This window comes from Empedobacter sp. UBA7620 (assembly GCF_002484185.1).
Classification (GTDB): Bacteria; Bacteroidota; Bacteroidia; order Flavobacteriales; family Weeksellaceae; genus Empedobacter; species Empedobacter falsenii_C.
Map to the genome: position 1 here is coordinate 123,755 of NZ_DLJI01000039.1, position 18,929 is coordinate 142,683.

Genomic DNA, 18,929 nt, shown 5'->3' on the forward strand with positions numbered 1-18,929 from the left:
ATCAATAATTTGTTGATTTCCTTTTTCGTCATTTAATTGTACTTGATAAGATTTGCCTTCTTCTGCTCTCAACGCAAAAGTCGCAACGTTTTCATCTAGATTATCAAATGTTGTAATTTTATTGGTAGGATTATTTTTCTCGAATACAAAACCATTCCATTTTTTTGGTAAATCTCCGTCCGATTTTAATCTTACAGCAAATTTAGTTGTCTGATTTTGAATAAAATTTCCACCTTCCGCAAAAGCTTTTGCATTCCATTTTAAATTTGGATTTGGAACAAGTTTTAACTTAGAATTTGGATTATAAATCTTGACTTGATTGATATGTTGAAATTCTTCTGAGAAGAAAGTCATGTACGTTGTGTAGGCTCTTACAAAGTAAATTCCTTCTTCGTTTTCGTTTTTGGTATTCAGTGTTCCGTCACTTTCACCGTTCACAATCGGAACCAATTTTCGGTTGATTAATTTTTTGTCTTTATCGTATAATTCAACAATAAGATTTGTAGAAATTAAGCTCGGTTTGTAGCCATTTAATGTATAAGCTTTGAACCAAATATTATCTCCAGCAATGTAATCTTCCTTATCAAATAATAAATAAACTTTTTCTTGAGCGTAATTTGTATCCAGACTTTTTATAGCCGTTTCTAATTTTGATTGCGCAAAAGTTGTAATCGAGCAAAAGTATAATGCGAGTAAATAAATATATTTCATGCGAGAATGATTAATCTAATAGAATGAATTTGAACTCTTAAAATTATCATTATTTAGACGATTTTCATTCATACTTTTTATTAAAGTTTATCATAACTTTTGATTGAATGATGATTTTTCTTCTCGAATAATGTTAATTTTTGTTAATGAATTTTTCCTTCATACTAAAATCCAATAATTATTAAATATTAATTACTTTATTTCACTTATACAATAATTTTTTAATATGTTTAGAGATTTGTTTCTTTTTTTGAAGAGAGAAACTATTTAATTTACGAAATTTTATTTTCTTTTTAACTATCGCATATCATTTTGAATGAGTTATTTAATGTTCAAATTTGTTGTAGAAAAGTTAATCAATCAAAATAAAAAGAAATGAAACAAAGAGTACCAGTATCTCAAATTATGGCGAAAGTTTTAATCGCAGTTCCTACGAATAAAAAAATAAGTGAAGTGAACGAATTATTTAAAGAATACAATATTCGTCATATACCTGTAACTGAAGGAGCTAAATTAGCAGGAGTTATTAGTAAGAATGATGTTACTAAATTAGGATATGGAGCTGGAGAAATGGATCAAAATGCTTTAAATGCAATTTATGATACATACGAATTAAAAGATGTAATGGTAAAAAAACCGTTAACTGTTTCTCCTGATACAAATATTAAAGATGTTGCAGAAATCCTATCAGAACAGAGTTTTCACTCTTTGCCAGTAGTTGATGATGATGAGGTTGTTGGAATTGTAACTACAACTGATTTAGTAAAGTATCTTTTAGAACAATATTAAAAGAAAAAGCCTTGCATTTGCAAGGCTTTTTATGAATAATTATTTCTTAGAAATTAATTAGATTCCGTCAACAATTGCGTTTAATGTTGCAGATGGACGCATTGCAGCAGTTGTTTTAGCAAAATCTGCTTTGTAGTAACCACCAATATCTTGAGGTTTACCTTGCGCTCCGATTAACTCTTCGTTAATTTTTGCTTCGTTTTCTTCCATAGCTTTTGCAACAGGAGCAAATTTAGCAGCTAAATCAGCATCTTTTGTTTGATTTGCTAACGCTTCTGCCCAATACATTGCTAAATAGAAGTGAGAACCACGGTTATCGATAGTTCCTAATTTACGACCTGGAGATTTGTCAGTTGCTAAGAATTTAGCATTTGCTTCATCTAAGGCATCAGCTAAAGTTTGAGCTTTTGCATTTCCTTGTGTTTGAGAAACGTGCTCTAAAGAAGCTTGTAATGCTAAGAATTCACCTAAAGAATCCCAACGTAAGTAACCTTCTTCTACGAATTGTTCGATGTGTTTTGGAGCAGATCCTCCCGCACCAGTTTCGAATAATCCACCTCCGTTCATTAATGGAACGATAGATAACATTTTAGCAGAAGTTCCTAATTCTAAAATTGGGAATAAATCTGTTAAGTAGTCACGTAAAACGTTACCAGAAACAGAAATAGTATCTTTTCCTTCTCTTGCACGGCTTAAAGTTTCTTTCATCGCGTCTTTAACGTCCATGATACGAATATCTAAACCTGTTGTATCGTGATCAGCTAAGTATTTTTCAACTTTTTTGATGATTTGTTGATCGTGAGCTCTTCCTTTATCTAACCAGAAAATTGCTGGAGTATCAGATAAACGAGATCTGTTAACCGCTAATTTAACCCAGTCTTGAATAGGAGCGTCTTTAGTTTGAGACATTCTAAAAATATCAGAAGTTTCAACTTTTTGCTCTAATAATGTGTTTCCGTTTGCGTCTTCAACTTTGATAGTTCCGTTTGCAGGAGCTTGGAAAGTTTTGTCGTGAGAACCATATTCTTCCGCTTTTTGAGCCATTAATCCAACATTAGGAACTGTACCAATTTTAGTTGGATCTAAAGCTCCGTTAGCTTTCATATCGTCTACAACAGCTTCGTAGAAACCAGCGTAAGAACGGTCTGGGATGATCGCTACAGTATCTTCTTCAGCACCATCTTTGTTCCACATTTTACCTCCGTTTCTTACTAATGCAGCCATAGATGCGTCAACAATAATATCAGAAGGAACGTGGAAGTTAGTAATTCCTTTATCAGAATTAACCATTGCTACACGTGGTCCGTTTGCTAAATCAGCTTCAATTGCAGCTTTAACTTCTGCTTCTTGAGGTTGACCTTTTATTTTTTCGAATAAATCTGCTAAACCATTGTTTGGATTAATATCTAATGCTTTGAAAGTATCAGCATATTTTACGAAAACATCTTTAAAGAAAGTTTCTACGATAGCTCCAAAAATAACTGGATCAGAAACTTTCATCATTGTTGCTTTTAAGTGAGCAGACAATAATACGTTTTTGTCTTTTGCTTCTTGAATAGCTTCTTGAACAAATGATCTTAAAGAGTTTAAGTTCATTACAGAAGAATCAATTACTTCTCCAGCTTTTAAAGGTGCTGCTGATTTTAATTCTTGAACAGAACCATCTTCTCCGTAAAATTTGATTGTATATTCAGTTGCGTTTTCTAATGTAGTTGAATTTTCAGTACCATAGAAATCACCGGATTTCATGTAAGCAACTTCTGTTTTGCTGTCTGTAGCCCAAGCTCCCATTTTGTGAGGATTAGCTTTTGCATAGTTTTTAACAGCTTTCGGTGCACGACGGTCAGAGTTTCCTTCACGTAAAACTGGATTTACAGCAGAACCTAAAACTTTTCCGTATCTAGCTTTGATTGCTTTTTCATCTTCATTTTTTGGTTCAGCTGGATAATTTGGTACAGCAAAACCTTTCGCCTGCAATTCTGCAATCGCTTCGTCTAACTGAGGAACAGAAGCCGAAATATTAGGTAACTTAATGATATTTGCTTCCGGAGTAGTCGCCAAAGCTCCTAATTCTGCTAAAGCATCAGGAATTCTTTGTTCTTCTTTTAAGAATTCAGGGAAATTAGCTAAAATACGTCCAGCTAAAGAAATATCTGGAACTTCGATTGTAATATCAGCTGTTTTCGTGAATCCTTGTACGATTGGCAAAAATGAGTGAGTTGCCAACATCGGAGCTTCATCCGTAAGTGTGTAATGAATTTTTGACATTATGTTTTAAATTTTTTTGAGACTATTTTAATAATAGTCAATTAAAAATACATTTTTTCAATTTTGAATGCAGAAACTGCAAACTTTGCAAATATACAATATTTAGCAGATTAAATTGACCATAAATCAATCATTTACACTAATTTTAGTATAATTTTTAACATGATTTTTGATAGGTAGTCAAGTTGATAATTTATTGAAAGAAAATTGTTCAAGTTGATAATTTTTGACTGATTTTTTTTTCAACTTTATGTATAAGTTCACTTTTGAGAAAGTCGTCTTTTTAATGCTTCTTAAGAAACCAATTTTTATAAACTTAGTTTCTTTCTTAATTTTGCAGAAAACAATTCTTTTGAAACAAAATTTAGCGACAATCGCATTTTATAATGTCGAAAATTTTTATTCTAAATCTTCAGACGAATCTTTTTTGCCCAGTAATTTTATCAAATGGAAAGATAATCGTTATGATACAAAGGTGAATAAGATTGCATTTTGCATCTCTAAAATTGGTAAATTAGAAACAAATGAATTGCCATATTTGGTTGGTTTGGCTGAGGTTGAAACTGAAGAAGTTTTAGAAGATTTGATTCAAAATGATTTTTTGAAAGATGGCGATTATAAAACACTTTTATATGAATCATTAGACGAAAGAAAAATAAATGTTGGATTAATTTATCGTCAACAATTTTTTGAAGTTTTAGAAAGCGAACCAATTAGATTTATCTTTAAAGATCAGTATGATACAAAATCTTATACACGAGATATTTTATATGTGAAAGGAAATTTAGTTGGCGAAATTATTCATCTTTTTATTGTTCATTTACCTTCTAAAATTGATAAAGAAATCAATCAATTAAAACGTCAACATATTTTTAAAACGATTCGAAAAAGAATTAACAATTTGTTAACCGAAAATTATTCGGAAAAAATTGTTGTGATGGGAGATTTTAATGATTCTCCAACAAATTCTGACTTAATTGATGAATTGGATACACGTTCTAAACAAGAAGAGATAAACCGAAATGAATTATTCAATCCAATGGTCAGTCTACAATCGTATAAAAGAGGCTCGATGATCTTTAAAAAACAATGGATGTTATTTGATCAACAGCTTTTTTCGAAAGGATTTTTTACTTCTCAATCAAATTTAGAATATATAAAAACAGATATTTTTGATGCTGATTTTTTGAAGAATACAGGCGGAAAATCAACTGGTTTGCCATTCAGAACTTTTGTTGGCGGAAAATATTTCGGTGGATATAGCGACCATTTTCCCGTTTATACCATTTTAAAATATTAAATTTGTAGCGGTATAATTTTAAGAATAGGTGAGAATCCACGAAAATGGTCAGGTTGAGATTGACGGAATCGATAAGTTGATTCTGAATGCCTTTATGGACAATGCTAATATACCTGTTTCGCAATTAGCAAAAGAATTAGGTATATCAAATACGGCAGTTCATCAACGCATTAAGAAATTAGAAGCTTCTGGTGTGATTGATTCAACAAAAGTAATTGTAAATCCTGCAATTTTAGGCTATTCAACGATGTCATTCGTTGGTGTTTTTATGGACAAACCTTCTTCTTATAAATTAGTTGTGAAAGCTTTGGAAGAAATTCCAGAAGTGGTGGAAGCTCATTTTACAACAGGAAATTATGGGATTTTCCTTAAAATTTTGAGTCGTGATAATCTACATTTAATGAATGTATTGAACAAAAAAATTCAGCAAATTGATGGCGTTACACGTACAGAAACTATAATTTCGTTGGAGCAACCAATAGATAGACAAATAAAACTTTAATATACAAAGATGAATATTAATCAATATTTAGACTCGACGTATCTTAAAACACCTGAACAAGCAGGTATTTCGAATTCTGATACATTAGATATGGTGCATAAGTTAGCACAAGAAGCTATTGATAATGATATCTATGCAGTAATGATTCGTCCTGATTATGTAAGATCAGTTCGTGAATTATTGGATGAGAAAAAATCGAATGTTGTTTTGGGGACTGTAATTGGTTTTCCTGAAGGGACTTACGATTTGAATGAAAAGTTGAGAGAAGCGCAAAAAGCAATTGCTGATGGAGCCGATGAATTAGATTTTGTAGTAAACTACGAAGCATTCAAAAAAGGTGATAGCGATAAAGTAAAAGAAGAAGTAGAAGCTGCAACATTAGTCGCATTGCGTGAAGGTAAAGTTGTAAAATGGATTATCGAAACTGCTGCTTTAACAGATGAACAGATTGTTGGTATAACACAATTAATTCGTGATACTGTTTTAGAGAAAGCAGGTGAAGAAAATGCATCAAAAGTTTTTGTAAAATCTTCTACAGGTTTTTATAAAACTGAAAATGGAGAACCAAATGGAGCAAACGAGCATGTTATTAAATTGATGCTTGAAAATTCAGGTTCGCTTCCAGTGAAAGCTTCTGGTGGAGTTCGCACAACAGAAGAAGCTGAAAAAATGATCGCTTTAGGCGTGAAAAGAATTGGAACATCGACTGCATTGGCAATTTTAAAAGGAGAGCAAGGAGCAGACGGTTATTAGAAAATTTCTACATTAAAATACATTTAAAAGTCTCAATATTTATTGAGACTTTTTTTTATTCATTAAAAATAAGCTTTCTTTTTTAGTTAATTTTTTAAAATACTTAAATAGCATATTGTATTTTATTATTTTTGGAGCACTAAAATTATAACTTGATCTATATCAAGTAATTTGGTTAAAAATGGTCGTAATTTTGCATTGATAACACTGATAAAATAGTATAGACGTATGTTGTGGAATAATCGTAAAGTTTATAATAATTTGGTTTTTGATGTAGGTATAACTGCATTTGAATTGAATGATATCCTACATACAGAAAAATTGAGAAAAGAGTTATCTGTTGATGACTATTTTGGAATAATCTGGTCTGGTTCTAAAAAATTTGTTCATAAAATAAATGGAAAAGAATATTCGATTCCTAAAAACCATTTTCTTTTTATAGCTCCCAATATCTCTCAAGAATTTGTGAAACAAACTACTCGTACTGATGCTTATTATATTGTTTTCAAACAAGAATTTTATTCAAAATCTATCGAAGAGAACTTGAAGTTAGAAAATTCTACACTTTTTTCGCGAGATATTATAAATATTGTTGAGAATACAATTTGTTCTGCTCCAATTTTTGAGGCTAATTATTTGCAATATTTCTTTACTGCATTCGAAAATGAATTAGATATGAAGCTTGCTCATAATCTTTTGGAACGTATTATTATCAATGGTCAAATGGAAACATTTGATATGCAAAGCCAATTTATACAAGATGATTTTGATGTAGAACTTGCGACAAAATTCAAAAAACTTTTGCAAGAAAATGTCAAGGAAAATAAACAAGTATCTTTTTACAGTGATAAACTTTTTATTACAAAAAGAAGGTTAGATAAAGCAACTCAAATCGTTTTTGGAAAAACAGCAAAAGGAATGATTGTTGAAGAATTGATGAAAAATGCAAAGATTTTATTAGTCAACTCAAAAATGTCAATAAAAGAGATTGCGCTGGAACTCAATTTCCTTCAAGAAACCAATTTTACTGCGTTTTTTAAGAAAAACACGGGGATTTCTCCGACTAAATTCAGACAAAGTACTCCGAATTAAATAGTTAGAAATGTCGTTTTTCATCATCTTTTGGTATGATTTAATCTTTTTTAGAACAAAAACAACTTCTACATTTGCAATCGCATTTGAGAATAACCAATCTTAAATATATAAACTACCAGATTATTTAACAAATATTTTTTAATAAATTTTTAACAAATTTTAAAATCATGAAAAAATTAGCATTTTTTTTAACAATTTTCTGTGGATTAGTTTCTGGAATGGCTTTCGCTCAAGTTGCTCCAGTGATACCTGCAACTGCAACTGCAACTGCAACATTAAACGTAAAACTACACCCAATTCAAACAATTGTTATTGGAGGTAGTGAAGTTGACATAGATTATATAACAAAACAAGATTATTCAAAAGGTGTTACAAAAGAAATGAAAGACCACTTAGTTGTATATAGTACTGGAGGGTTTGCTGTTAAAGTAGGATCTCAAAATGAGAAGTTAACTTCTAAAAATAATGAAGTAAAAGGAGAAATTGAAGCTAAAACAATTAATTTAGAAGCAAGTAAAGGTAGTGGAAATTTATTAACTTCATATAAATTTAATAAAGAAGTTGCATTGAATACTGAAGCTAAACCATTATTTTCAAGTACAGTTGGTGGTACAGATTTAAAATTCAACGTTGCATATACTGGACAAGGAACTGATGCTTATGTAAACAAATATTACAATGCTGAGAATCCTACTGTGTATACAACAACTGTAATTTATACAATAGAAGCTCAATAATATAAAAAAATAGGAAGTGATGTTGAAAAATGTCACTTCTATTTTGCTTATGAAAGTACTTCGTTTATTAACAATCGTTTCTTTTTTAGCATTGATTATTTCTACAAAAATCAATGCCCAATCAGGTATTACAGTAAGTCCACCAAGGACTTATTTTGCGTTAAATCCTGGTGAGTCTGAGCGTAAAAAGATTATGGTAACCAATGTAAGTGATGTACATACATTAGAGTTGTCTGTTTCTTTTAATGATTGGAAGTATGATGAATATGGAGCTAATATAGTTTCGGATATCAATACTTTACCAACAAGTAATGCAAACTGGATCACAGTTTTACCAAGTAATACATTTACACTTTTACCAAAAGAATCGAAAGAAATAGAAGTTCTGATGCAAGTTCCAGAAAATATAAATGCAGAAAGTGTACATACAGCTATGATGTACATCACGCAAACAAATCCTATTGCTGGACAAAATAAAAGTGGGGAAAATATTGTTTTTTCAATACGTACAGGTATTAAGATTTATCAACGATTAAATATTCCACGTGATACAAATGTTGAGTTTACAAATTTTGTTTACGATAAAGCAGAAAATCGTTTGGTGCTAACTATTTCGAATGATGGAAATGTTTGGAGCGAAGGAACGATTAGAAATGAAATCATTAATCAAGAAAATGGTCAACAAATAAAATTGCAAGATGCAGTTTTTTATAGTTTACCAAATGATAAAAGAATTGTATATATACCATTGCCAAAGGATTTGCCAAAAGGCTCGTATATTGTTACCGCAACTTTAAGTTTTGAGAAAGATGATCAATTGAAAGTTGCAGAATTGACGTTCTCAAATGATTAATAATAATTTGTTTCAGAAAATAGTTTCAACAATTACAGTATTGTTGACAATGGCAGTTTCTGCTCAGTTTACGTTAAATGCTCATAATAAAGGTTGGGTGTTAGTGAATGGAAGTAGTGGAGTTACAGTGTCTAATGTTGTGGCTGTACAAATGCATATGACTGGTGCATTAAATTATAAAAATTGGTCTTTAGTTGCGCGAGCTGTTTCGCCTATTGTAAATTCTGAGAAAAAAGAATTCCCTGTCGAAAAACTGAAATTAAAATTCAATAATTATACAACTTCTCAATATTATTCAGAGAATTATCCTACACTAAATCAATTAGGAGTTATTCAGAATAATATCGCAATGAGTTTTTCTTCCAATTATTTTATTCGAAATTCTCCTTTAACTATTGCTACAACTACAGGAAAATACGGTGCAATTGTCTTGAATTATGATATTGTGATTGATGCTGGAAATTATCTAAATCCTCTAAAATCTTGGAATAATTATCCTATTCAATTAGAGTTTTCATTGTTAAATGAGCTTGGAAACGTGATTGGAACAAGTCTTTTTTCGATTGAAATGCAAATTAGTCCAAATGGAAATTACGAACCAGTTCCGACGCTTTCTATTGCGGTCGATGGTTCTGCTGTAAATGGAGAATTGGTTTTCAATACAATACAAGATTATAGAAATGGAGTGAAGAAAGAATATCAAAACGGCTTAATTGTTTCTTCTGATACGGCTTACGATATTCAAGTTTCGTCGCTTAATCAATATTTACAATCGAGTGATGCTCAGAATTTGGAATTAAATTCAATCAATGTTCAGATAAAAGATACCGAAACAAATAATCTTTCTAAGGTTATAAAACTTTCGAATTACAATCAATCATTGATGACGAATAGTTCTAAAACAGCTTCAAAAAAGTACGATATTATTTATTCTACAACTCCGTCGGATAATAAAATTTTGAATAGCAAACCTGGGAATTATTCAACTTCTTTGCTGTACACGATTACACCTTTGTAAAACAATATGTTCTTTTCAATCAATTATTTTCGGAGCGTATTTTTTATTCTGCTTATGCTTGTTAGCGGACAAAATTTGCGTGCTCAAGCTATAAATAACGGATTGAAATTTAGCACAATAAAAGAAGTTAAATTAGAAGATGGCAACAACTTTTCTGTTATTCTTCAATTAGAAAATACGACCAATGATACGATAAATGCTCGTTTGGAACTTAAAATTCCTTCAGCGATAAGATCGTATTCGCAAGATAATCTTCAACTAAAAATCAATCCAAACAAGAAGGCTTTTATTCCAATGCAGTTTACGGTGAACAAATCGCAAATGGCTGGAAAATTAGATTTAGAATTCAGCATTATTGATTTTTTAAGCAAAAAAGAAATAGGGAAATCCGTTACTTCGGTTGTGGTTTTGCAGAAGAGAAACATCAAGATTTTTCCTGTCCAGAGTAATATTTTTTATCGTCAAGAAGGAGATTCTATTCATTATGAATTGAAAGTAATGAATATGGGAAATCAAGCCGAAGAAATTTTGTTAACCAATGTTCTTCCTGACTTCAGAGGCAATTTTACTTCTGATAACAAACGAATTAAGGTAGAAGCTTTTCAAGAAAAAATTGTTCGATTTTCTAAATATGTAGACCGAGATATGATGAAAATTGAAAGTTTTCAGGCAAATGTTTCGGGTTATACAACGACCAAAGATTTTGCAGGAAATGTATTTTTTACCATTCAGAATGCAAGTTCCAATCGTGTGTATAGAGATTCAACAATGTTAAATCAGAATTGGACCAATTTTTCTACAAATTATGTTCGATTAACTGCTCGTGATATAAATTCTGCTAATGCAAATTATAATTTAACGGCGCATCAAGAATTTTCGGTGGGGTTGAATGAATTTGCGTATAACATTAATGGGACAACTTGGAATAAAGATCAAGACATGGTTTTGACGGATTCTTGGGTGAAATATCAACGCAAAGACAAAGGAATTTTAATCGGATCAATCAATAACAACGATTTTGATATTCCAATTAATGGACGAGGCGTGATGTTGTTCAATAATTATGATAAGAATGACAACCGAATTGTAGTTGGAATGGTCGAAAAAAATTATAATTTATTAGATGATTTGAGTAATGATGTTTTCAAGAATAGCCATACAACTTTTGCGAATGGACGATTTTTGATAAAAGATAAAAATGAACTAGAGACTTCTGCTTTTTTGGATAAAAATTATTCTACAACTAATTTTGTTTTGACAAATGGATACAAATGGATAACACCAAATAAATGGAATCACTCAGTAAAATTTGGGTATGGTTTGTCAAAATTTAACGAAACGAACAATGTCGAAAATTCATTATCTGTTTCTGCTAATGTTTCAGGAGAAATAGGTAAGTTTTATTTTTATAGTTCTAATTATTATAGTTCAGGATATTACCCAGGCACTAGACGTGGAGCGTTGTATCTCAATCAGCGTTTGCAACGTACGTTTTCTAAATTTTCATTATGGTCTTCGTTAACGGTTACGAACAATAATCCGAAATCTATCGATCCATATTTGATAAATTATAAACAAGCAAATGAGTCGAAAGCGTTGCGTTTTGAGACGGGAATTTCGTTCAAGTTAGCGAATCATTTCAATCTTTCGATTTCTCCAAAATTGAATATCGAAAAATCAAATATCCTAAATTATGACACGTTTACGTATTCGCCGATGGATTTTAAATCAGCTTATTTAAACGGAACATTTACGTGGTTGTCTAATTCTCGTGTGCATCAGTTGGTGTTGAATACTTTAGGAGGATTTTCTGAGCTAAATGAATTGAATAAGGTTGATCCAATTGTTTATGGACAATTAACGTGGAATGTGAAAAACTTTCAGTTAAGCTCAATTTATCAACGAGGAAGTATGATGATTGCAGAGGTTTATTCGACGAATAATCTTAATCATCAATTAGAACGTTTTACAACTTCGGCGAGTTTTCGTCAAAGCTTTTTTCAGAAAAAATTGAATACAGCAGTTTCTACTTATTATAATATTGACAAAAATTTTGGAAATACCCTAACTTTTGGAGCTTCTGTGGATTATCAACCAATTGATAATTTTATTGTGAGTACACAAACGAATTTTAGCCATTACGATTCGAAAACATTGAATAGCAAACAAACTTATTTGCAAGTTGGTGTACAATATAATTTGCCTGCGAAACGTACTGTGACAGATGTAAAAGACGGAACATTAAATTTGTTTGTGTTTTATGATTACAATGCAAATGGTATTTTTGATGAAGGTGATAAAGTGGCTGATAGTCGTAATGTGAAGATAAATGAAACTAACTTTATTACAGATTTAGAAGGAAATATCAAGTATAAAAAAGTTCCTTATGGTAATTATATAATCAAACTTCCTGGACAAAAATGGTTTGCACAAGATTATGCGGTTAATATTAATTCTAAAACGACTTCTATTTCTATTCCAATGCAACAAACTGGTGTTGTGAGAGGGAAAGTTGAGTATGAATTATCTTCAAATTTGGAGTATCAGGTTTCGGCAAATTTATTCGGGTTTACGTTGATTTTTAATCACGAAAATGGACAGATATTTACAGTTAAAACAAATGATAGAGGTGAATATACAGCTTTTTTACCTGTTGGAAATTACACGTTTCATCTTGTTGAAAATAGTTTACCGGAACATGTTTATGCAAAAACATATTTGAATAAAATAACGGTAGAAAAGGAACAAAATACAGAATATGAACCGCTTATTCTGAAAATTAAGGAACGAAAAGTTAACATTAAACGTTTTGGTAGTTAATGGATATTTTGATTTACTTTGCATCAAAATAAACTCTAAATGCCACTAACTTTTTGCCATCCAGCAATTATTCTTCCGCTAAAAAACTAAAATCGAATTGGTTTTCGATGACGGGATTAATCATTGGTTCGATGTCGCCAGATTTAGAATATTTCTCTCGAATGGAGATTGTAGCGACGCACAGTCATTTGTTTTGAGGTGTTTTGTATTTTGACTTACCAATTGCTCTTATTTATTGTTTCGTTTTTCACTTATTTGTCCGAAATGTTTTAATTCATCATTTACCTTATTTTTTTAAAGAACGATTTGTTCAATTCCTAACTTTCGATTGGATTGATTATTTCAAAAAACATTGGTTAATTGTTGTTATTTCAATTATAATAGGAGCTTATTCGCATCTTTTTTGGGATGCTTTCACTCACGAATGGGGATTTTTTGCGAAACATTTTCATGCTTTACAGAAAACTTGGGTTCAAATTCCTTTCAAAAATTTCGAAGTAAAAGGGTATAAATTTCAACAACATTTTAGCACTTTTTTAGGTACGATTTTTATCGCTTTTTGGATTTATAAAATGCCAAAACAAATTCTTCCAAAAACTAAATTTGATTACATTTTTTGGTTAAAAGTAGTTCTATTTACAACAACTATTTCCGCAATACGATTAGTTTTCTTCCCAATAGAAATTGGATTAGGCAACATCATTGTCGTTATAGGAATGAGTGTTTTTTTGAGTTTGGTTATTTTTGGGATAAAGGAGAAAGTTTTTTAATCTTTCATTTTAACAATATTTTTCTCCGTTTTTCTGTAATTTCAAATCGCTTACATAAGTTTTTATAAACTGTACATTGCTTCGAGGACATATGAGTAATCCTTTCTCCGAATTAATAACGACATAACTATCTAACCCATCAATAATAATAGCTTTGTCTTGCGTAGAATAAATAAAATTATTTTTGGCGTTGTAACCAGAAAAGTGTTTACATAATAATGTATTGTGATTTTCGTCCTGATCTTCACCTGTATATTTATACTTTTCGTTGATTGCCGACCAAGTTCCAATATCACTCCAGCCAAAAGTTGTCGGAATGACATAAACATTATCTGCTTGCTCTAAAATTCCTTTGTTGATAGAAGTTACATCTAACGTTGTGTAAATAGGTTTTAACGTTTCTGTATTCTGTAAAGAACGATCAAGATCAAAATACTTTTTCAAAGTTTCTTTCATCGAAGGTAAATGTTGTTGAAAAGCTTTTACAATACTATCTACAGACCAAATAAGGATTCCTGTATTCCAAATAAATTCGCCACTTGTTATAAAAGATTCAGCAAATTCTAAATCAGGTTTATCGATATAAGATTTTACTTTTTTTATAGGTGTTATATTTTCGATGAACTGAATATAACTGTAATTAACATCTGGTCGTGTTGGAGCTACTCCCAAAGTAATCAATCTATCGTTGTCAGCATCCTCGAAAGCAAGATTTACTTTTTCTACAAATTCATCTTCATCAAAAATAAAATGATCTGAAGGAGAAATTATCAATTTTGCATTTGGATTAATTTGTTGGATTGTCATTGCGGCCAATAAATTACAAGCTGCGGTATTCATGACTCTTGGTTCGATGATAAAATTTTTATCCTCAAAATCTGGTAATTGTTCTTTTACAATCTCTTTATAATCTTGAATAGTTACAATGAAAATATTTTCTTGGGGAACGATTTTTTTTAATCGATTATATGTTAATTGAATAAAAGTTTTTCCTATTCCTAATAAATCATGAAATTGTTTTGGTTTCTTAATCGTACTCAAAGGCCATAATCTCACTCCTGTACCACTGGCAAGGATAACAGCATAGTTATCTTTATTATTCATGATTGTCTTTTAAAGTTTATTTACAGTTGCAGTTGCGTTTATCAAATATTTTTTCTTGGTTTTCAACTCTAAACAAAGATACCTTAATTTTCGTTTAGATTCTTTTTTAAAGATTCTTTTTCCAATCGAAAATATTGTGCCATCCTCCAAATCTTCAAGATAAATTTGAGCAGGATTTTTATCATCTATAATATATTTTGAGATATTAACATCCGCTCCTAAACTTGCCTTTGGATGTTTGGCATGATGAAGAATATACGGTTGCAATTCTTCGGGATAAACGTGAAGAGATTCTAATAATAAATGCCCAAAAATGGTTTTCCATTCTTTTCCATGCGGATTTATTTTACGCGAATCAAACTGAACAAAAGTTTTGAGATGCGCCACTTCATGTGTAAAAACAAAAAAGAAAGCATACTGATTTAAGTCGCCATTCACTGTAATTTGATGACGATTATTTTCGACCAATTTGCGATAATCTCCCAACTTAGTTTCACGTCTTCTTGTAATTTTTAACGTTATAAAATGATTTTCTAACCACTTTTTTACATACAAGTCTGCATTATGAGGGAGATAAGAAGTTAAATGTTCTAAATTCACATTGTGCAAGATAAATAAAAAGCCTTTCCAATAAAAATATTAATTTTGTCGTAATGAAACTAATCGAAAATTTAGGGTCATACTTTATGCTTATGGGTAAAGTATTTAGCAAACCTCAAAAATTGAGCGTTTTCTGGAAATTGACCGTTAGAGAAATATATGATTTAGGTGTCAACTCTTTGGGAATTGTAACCTTTATCTCAACATTTATGGGTGCAGTTGTAGCAATACAAATGGCGCAAAACTTTCAGGGAGCTTCTATTCCTGTTCCAGATGCTTATATTGGTTATGCAACCAAAGTGGTTTTGGTGTTAGAGTTTGCTCCAACCATTATGTCGCTAATTTTAGTTGGTAAAGTAGGTTCGTATATCGCTTCGAGTATAGGAACTATGCGTGTTACTGAACAAATTGACGCGTTAGATGTAATGGGGATCAATTCTGCAAACTTCTTGATTTTACCAAAAATTATCGCCTGTGTATTTTTCAATCCTTTATTGGTTATGATTTCTATCGGATTTGGATTATTAGGAGGTTACTACATTGGTGTTTTTACAAAACTATGGTCAGCAGCCGATTTTATTACAGGTTTACAAATGAATATGGCAACAAAATTGTTTGTCTATACATTCCTTAAAACAATGGTATTCGCGTTTGTTATCGCAACAATTCCGGCATATTATGGTTATAAAGTAAAAGGAGGTTCGTTAGAAGTTGGTCGTTCTGCAACAACAGCTGTTGTATGGACATCAGTAGCAATTATTGTGATCAATTTAATATTAACACAAACAATTTTGAGCTAATGATTGAAGTAAAAGATATCAGAAAATCATTTGATGCAGTAGAAGTACTGAAAGGTTTTTCTGTCACTTTCGAGAAAGGAAAAGTTAGTTTGATTATTGGTCAAAGTGGTTCTGGAAAAACAGTTTTCTTGAAAAATTTGATTGGATTATTAACGCCAACTTCAGGTCAAATTTTGTACGAAGGAGATAATATGATTGAGTTTGATTACAAAGAAAAACAACGTTTACGTTCAGAAATTGGAGTAGTTTTCCAAGGTTCGGCTTTGTATGATACGATGAATATTGTAGAAAATGTAAAATTTCCATTGCAAATGTTTTCGGATATGTCAAATGCTGATGCCGAAAAACGTGCACGTGAAGTGTTAGACCGTGTAGAAATTGCTCGTACAGCGCTTAAAAAATATCCGTCAGAAATATCTGGAGGAATGCAAAAACGTGTGGCGATTGCACGCGCGATTGTGAATAATCCAAAATATTTGTTTGCTGATGAACCAAACTCTGGTCTTGACCCGAAAACGGCGTTAGTTATCGACCAATTAATTTATGATATCACAAAAGAATATAACACAACAACCGTTGTAAATACACATGATATGAACTCGGTGATGGAAATTGGAGATCATATTGTTTTCTTAAAAAATGGTTTCTTGGAATGGGAAGGGACAAAAGAGGAGATTTTGGTGGCTGATAATCCAAATGTTATTGATTTTGTATATTCGTCAAATCTTTTCAAGAAATTAAGAGAAGCCTTATTAAAAGAGCAACAATAAATCAATAAAAATAAAAATTCTATGAAAAAATTAATTTTAACTGCAATTGTAGGTTTAGCTGCAAATTTTGCAACAGCACAAAATATCAATTTTGGCATCAAAGGTGGAGCTGTCTTCAATACAGATAAAGGAAAAGTTTGGCAAGATGCTGGAAATATTTTTAAGAAAGATGGAAAAGCTTCTGCTGGATTTCAAGCGGGTGCTTTAGCGCGTGTTTCTTTAGCAGGAATTTACATTCAGCCAGAATTATTATATACTCAGTTTAAAAATGAATATGATGTTGATGGACAAAAACTGAATGTAACTAAAAAACGTATGGATATTCCTGTAAACGTTGGAAAAAGATTTTTAGGAATCGGACATATTCAAGCTGGTCCAGTTTTCTCTTACTATTTTGACGACAAACTTTCTGTAAAAGACTTTACAACTGCAAAACAAGATGATTTTAATGTCGGAATGCAAATTGGTGCAGGTGTGGAAGTTTCTAAATTATTATTCGATTTACGTTACGAATTCGGTTTAGGAAAAGTTGGATCTGACATTTTGAACGGATCAAATGGACAATATAGAACAGAAAATCGTCCGCAAATGTTGAACTTATCAGTAGCATATTTATTCTAAAAGGTTGTTTGTAAATAAATTTATTGGATATATTTGTTCCAAATTGTATTTTTGCAACCTCGTAAATTATTAAAATGGCAAAAAATAATAAAAAAGAAGAATTCGCAACAGAGCAATTCGTAGAAAAATTAGATAGAACAGCTTTCAACGTAGAGTTCTTTGTTGAAAAATATGCTAAAGCAATTGGTATTGGTTTAGGAGTAATTATTGTAGCTGTTTTAGGTTATTTTGCTTACTTAAAATTAGTCGTAGAACCTAAATCAGAAGACGCTTTCAAAGAAATGGTTCAAGCAGAACGTCTTTTTGATCAAGATTCTATTAACGTTGCTCTTAATGGTAGCGCAGGAAGTTTCCAAGGTTTACAACAAATTGTTGATGAATATGGAAATACTGATGCTGGTAATTTAGCACGTTTCAAAGCGGCAAGTTCTTATTATAAATTAGGAGATTACGCATCTGCGGTAAAATTATTAGAAGATTTTGACACAGATGACAATGTAATGTTGGCGCAAAAATATGGTATGTTAGGAAATGCATTAGTTGCTTCTAACAAATTAGAAGAAGGTTTACCTTACTATGTAAAAGCTGCTGAAGCGACAGAAGTTGAAACATTACAATCGACTTACTATACAAAAGCGGGTGAAATTGCGATGGAATTAGGTAAAAATGCTGATGCTTTAAACTATTTTCAAGCTTTAGAGGATAAATATCCAAATGCAAATAATGGTGAAACTGCGAAGTTTATTGAGCGTTTAAAATACGCTTCTGAAACTGCGAAATAATTCACTTCAAAAGATAATTACAAGCCGAACAAATTGTTCGGCTTTTTTTATTGATTCAAATCAAAGTTTATCCTAAATCATTTTTGTAATTTTACCATTCAAATTTTAAACAAAATGGCAACAGAAAATAAAAATTTATCTCAATATAATAAAGCAGAATTACCAAATGTAGCGGGCTCTAAGTTTGCAATCATTACATCTGAATGGAATAATCATATCACATTTAATTTGCGAGATGGAGCAAAAGATACATTGATTGATTTGGGCGCAAATCCTGACGATGTTACATTATATCAAGTTCCTGGTAGTTTTGAGTTGATTTATGGAGCTGATAAAGTTGCGCAAACTCATCCAGATTTGGACGGAATTATCGTTGTTGGATGTGTGATTCGTGGAGCAACAGCGCATTTTGATTATGTTTGTCAAGGTGTGACGCAAGGTGTAAAAGATTTGAATATCAAACACAATATGCCAATTATTTTTTGTGTTTTAACAGACGAAAATGAACAGCAATCAATTGATCGTTCTGGTGGAAAACATGGAAATAAAGGAGTTGAAGCTGGTGTAGCTGCGGTTATGATGGCGGATATGAAAAAGAAATTAGGAAAATAATTTTAGAATGATAGATTCAAAACT

Annotated in this window: 17 protein-coding genes and 2 pseudogenes; 15 read left to right on the forward strand and 4 right to left on the reverse strand. The window is 31.2% G+C overall.

Going from position 1 to position 18,929, the window contains the following annotated elements; translation table 11 throughout:
* Positions 1-711: pseudogene (locus tag B2217_RS09945) on the reverse strand (hypothetical protein); the annotation flags it as partial.
* Positions 712-1,086: 375 nt separating this feature from the next.
* On the opposite strand from B2217_RS09945, the gene B2217_RS09950 reads away from it, so the two are divergent.
* On the forward strand, positions 1,087-1,500 hold the full coding sequence (locus B2217_RS09950) for a CBS domain-containing protein (RefSeq protein WP_180905760.1): 414 nt from the start codon (positions 1,087-1,089) through the stop codon (positions 1,498-1,500).
* Positions 1,501-1,557: 57 nt separating this feature from the next.
* On the opposite strand, the gene B2217_RS09955 is transcribed toward B2217_RS09950, so the two are convergent.
* The gene (locus B2217_RS09955; protein WP_291122455.1) at positions 1,558-3,768 is read right to left on the reverse strand and encodes an NADP-dependent isocitrate dehydrogenase; all 2,211 of its coding nucleotides are present in this window, start codon (positions 3,766-3,768) and stop codon (positions 1,558-1,560) included.
* Between the two features lie 352 nt (positions 3,769-4,120).
* Here B2217_RS09955 and B2217_RS09960 point away from each other — a divergent pair, with 352 nt between their 5' ends.
* The 9 genes and pseudogenes from B2217_RS09960 to B2217_RS10000 all read left to right on the forward strand — a co-directional run bounded on the left by B2217_RS09960 (position 4,121) and on the right by B2217_RS10000 (position 13,616).
* Positions 4,121-5,068, forward strand: coding sequence for an endonuclease (locus B2217_RS09960; protein WP_291122457.1), 948 nt, complete (start codon positions 4,121-4,123; stop codon positions 5,066-5,068).
* 28 nt (positions 5,069-5,096) lie between these two features.
* Complete coding sequence (locus B2217_RS09965; protein ID WP_125350002.1) at positions 5,097-5,570, forward strand: Lrp/AsnC ligand binding domain-containing protein; 474 nt, start codon at positions 5,097-5,099, stop codon at positions 5,568-5,570.
* A 9-nt stretch (positions 5,571-5,579) separates the two neighbouring features.
* The gene (deoC, locus tag B2217_RS09970; RefSeq protein ID WP_291122459.1) at positions 5,580-6,323 is read left to right on the forward strand and encodes a deoxyribose-phosphate aldolase; all 744 of its coding nucleotides are present in this window, start codon (positions 5,580-5,582) and stop codon (positions 6,321-6,323) included.
* Between the two features lie 228 nt (positions 6,324-6,551).
* Complete coding sequence (locus tag B2217_RS09975) at positions 6,552-7,415, forward strand: helix-turn-helix domain-containing protein (RefSeq protein WP_291122461.1); 864 nt, start codon at positions 6,552-6,554, stop codon at positions 7,413-7,415.
* A gap of 170 nt (positions 7,416-7,585) precedes the next feature.
* Complete coding sequence (locus tag B2217_RS09980; protein ID WP_291122463.1) at positions 7,586-8,155, forward strand: hypothetical protein; 570 nt, start codon at positions 7,586-7,588, stop codon at positions 8,153-8,155.
* A gap of 19 nt (positions 8,156-8,174) precedes the next feature.
* Positions 8,175-9,008 (forward strand): molecular chaperone, encoded by an 834-nt coding sequence (locus B2217_RS09985; protein WP_291090638.1) that lies wholly within the window; start codon positions 8,175-8,177, stop codon positions 9,006-9,008.
* On the forward strand, positions 9,001-10,026 hold the full coding sequence (locus B2217_RS09990) for a hypothetical protein (protein WP_291122465.1): 1,026 nt from the start codon (positions 9,001-9,003) through the stop codon (positions 10,024-10,026). The genes B2217_RS09985 and B2217_RS09990 overlap by 8 nt, the downstream gene beginning before the upstream one ends.
* A 54-nt stretch (positions 10,027-10,080) precedes the next feature.
* On the forward strand, positions 10,081-12,846 hold the full coding sequence (locus tag B2217_RS09995) for a hypothetical protein (RefSeq protein WP_291122467.1): 2,766 nt from the start codon (positions 10,081-10,083) through the stop codon (positions 12,844-12,846).
* A gap of 53 nt (positions 12,847-12,899) precedes the next feature.
* A pseudogene (locus tag B2217_RS10000) lies at positions 12,900-13,616 on the forward strand (DUF4184 family protein).
* Between the two features lie 9 nt (positions 13,617-13,625).
* Here B2217_RS10000 and B2217_RS10005 read toward each other — a convergent pair.
* Together B2217_RS10005 and B2217_RS10010 are read right to left on the reverse strand one after the other, a co-directional pair.
* A complete protein-coding gene (locus B2217_RS10005; protein ID WP_291122469.1) occupies positions 13,626-14,720 on the reverse strand; it encodes a mannose-1-phosphate guanylyltransferase in 1,095 nt (364 codons plus the stop codon).
* Positions 14,721-14,729: 9 nt separating this feature from the next.
* A complete protein-coding gene (locus B2217_RS10010) occupies positions 14,730-15,320 on the reverse strand; it encodes a SprT-like domain-containing protein (RefSeq protein ID WP_038331159.1) in 591 nt (196 codons plus the stop codon).
* A 53-nt stretch (positions 15,321-15,373) separates the two neighbouring features.
* Here B2217_RS10010 and B2217_RS10015 point away from each other — a divergent pair, with 53 nt between their 5' ends.
* The 5 genes from B2217_RS10015 (at position 15,374) to ribH (ending at position 18,905) form a co-directional block, all read left to right on the forward strand.
* The gene (locus B2217_RS10015) at positions 15,374-16,120 is read left to right on the forward strand and encodes an MlaE family ABC transporter permease (RefSeq protein ID WP_171622564.1); all 747 of its coding nucleotides are present in this window, start codon (positions 15,374-15,376) and stop codon (positions 16,118-16,120) included.
* Entirely contained in the window at positions 16,120-16,890 is a 771-nt protein-coding gene (locus B2217_RS10020; RefSeq protein ID WP_280045469.1) for an ABC transporter ATP-binding protein, read from the forward strand. The genes B2217_RS10015 and B2217_RS10020 overlap by 1 nt, the downstream gene beginning before the upstream one ends.
* A 21-nt stretch (positions 16,891-16,911) precedes the next feature.
* On the forward strand, positions 16,912-17,511 hold the full coding sequence (locus B2217_RS10025; protein WP_280045470.1) for a porin family protein: 600 nt from the start codon (positions 16,912-16,914) through the stop codon (positions 17,509-17,511).
* Positions 17,512-17,585: 74 nt separating this feature from the next.
* Positions 17,586-18,293, forward strand: a complete 708-nt coding sequence (locus B2217_RS10030) for a tetratricopeptide repeat protein (RefSeq protein ID WP_291060505.1) — start codon at positions 17,586-17,588, stop codon at positions 18,291-18,293.
* Positions 18,294-18,407: 114 nt separating this feature from the next.
* Positions 18,408-18,905 (forward strand): 6,7-dimethyl-8-ribityllumazine synthase, encoded by a 498-nt coding sequence (gene ribH, locus B2217_RS10035; RefSeq protein ID WP_291122471.1) that lies wholly within the window; start codon positions 18,408-18,410, stop codon positions 18,903-18,905.
* Positions 18,906-18,929: the final 24 nt, after the last annotated feature.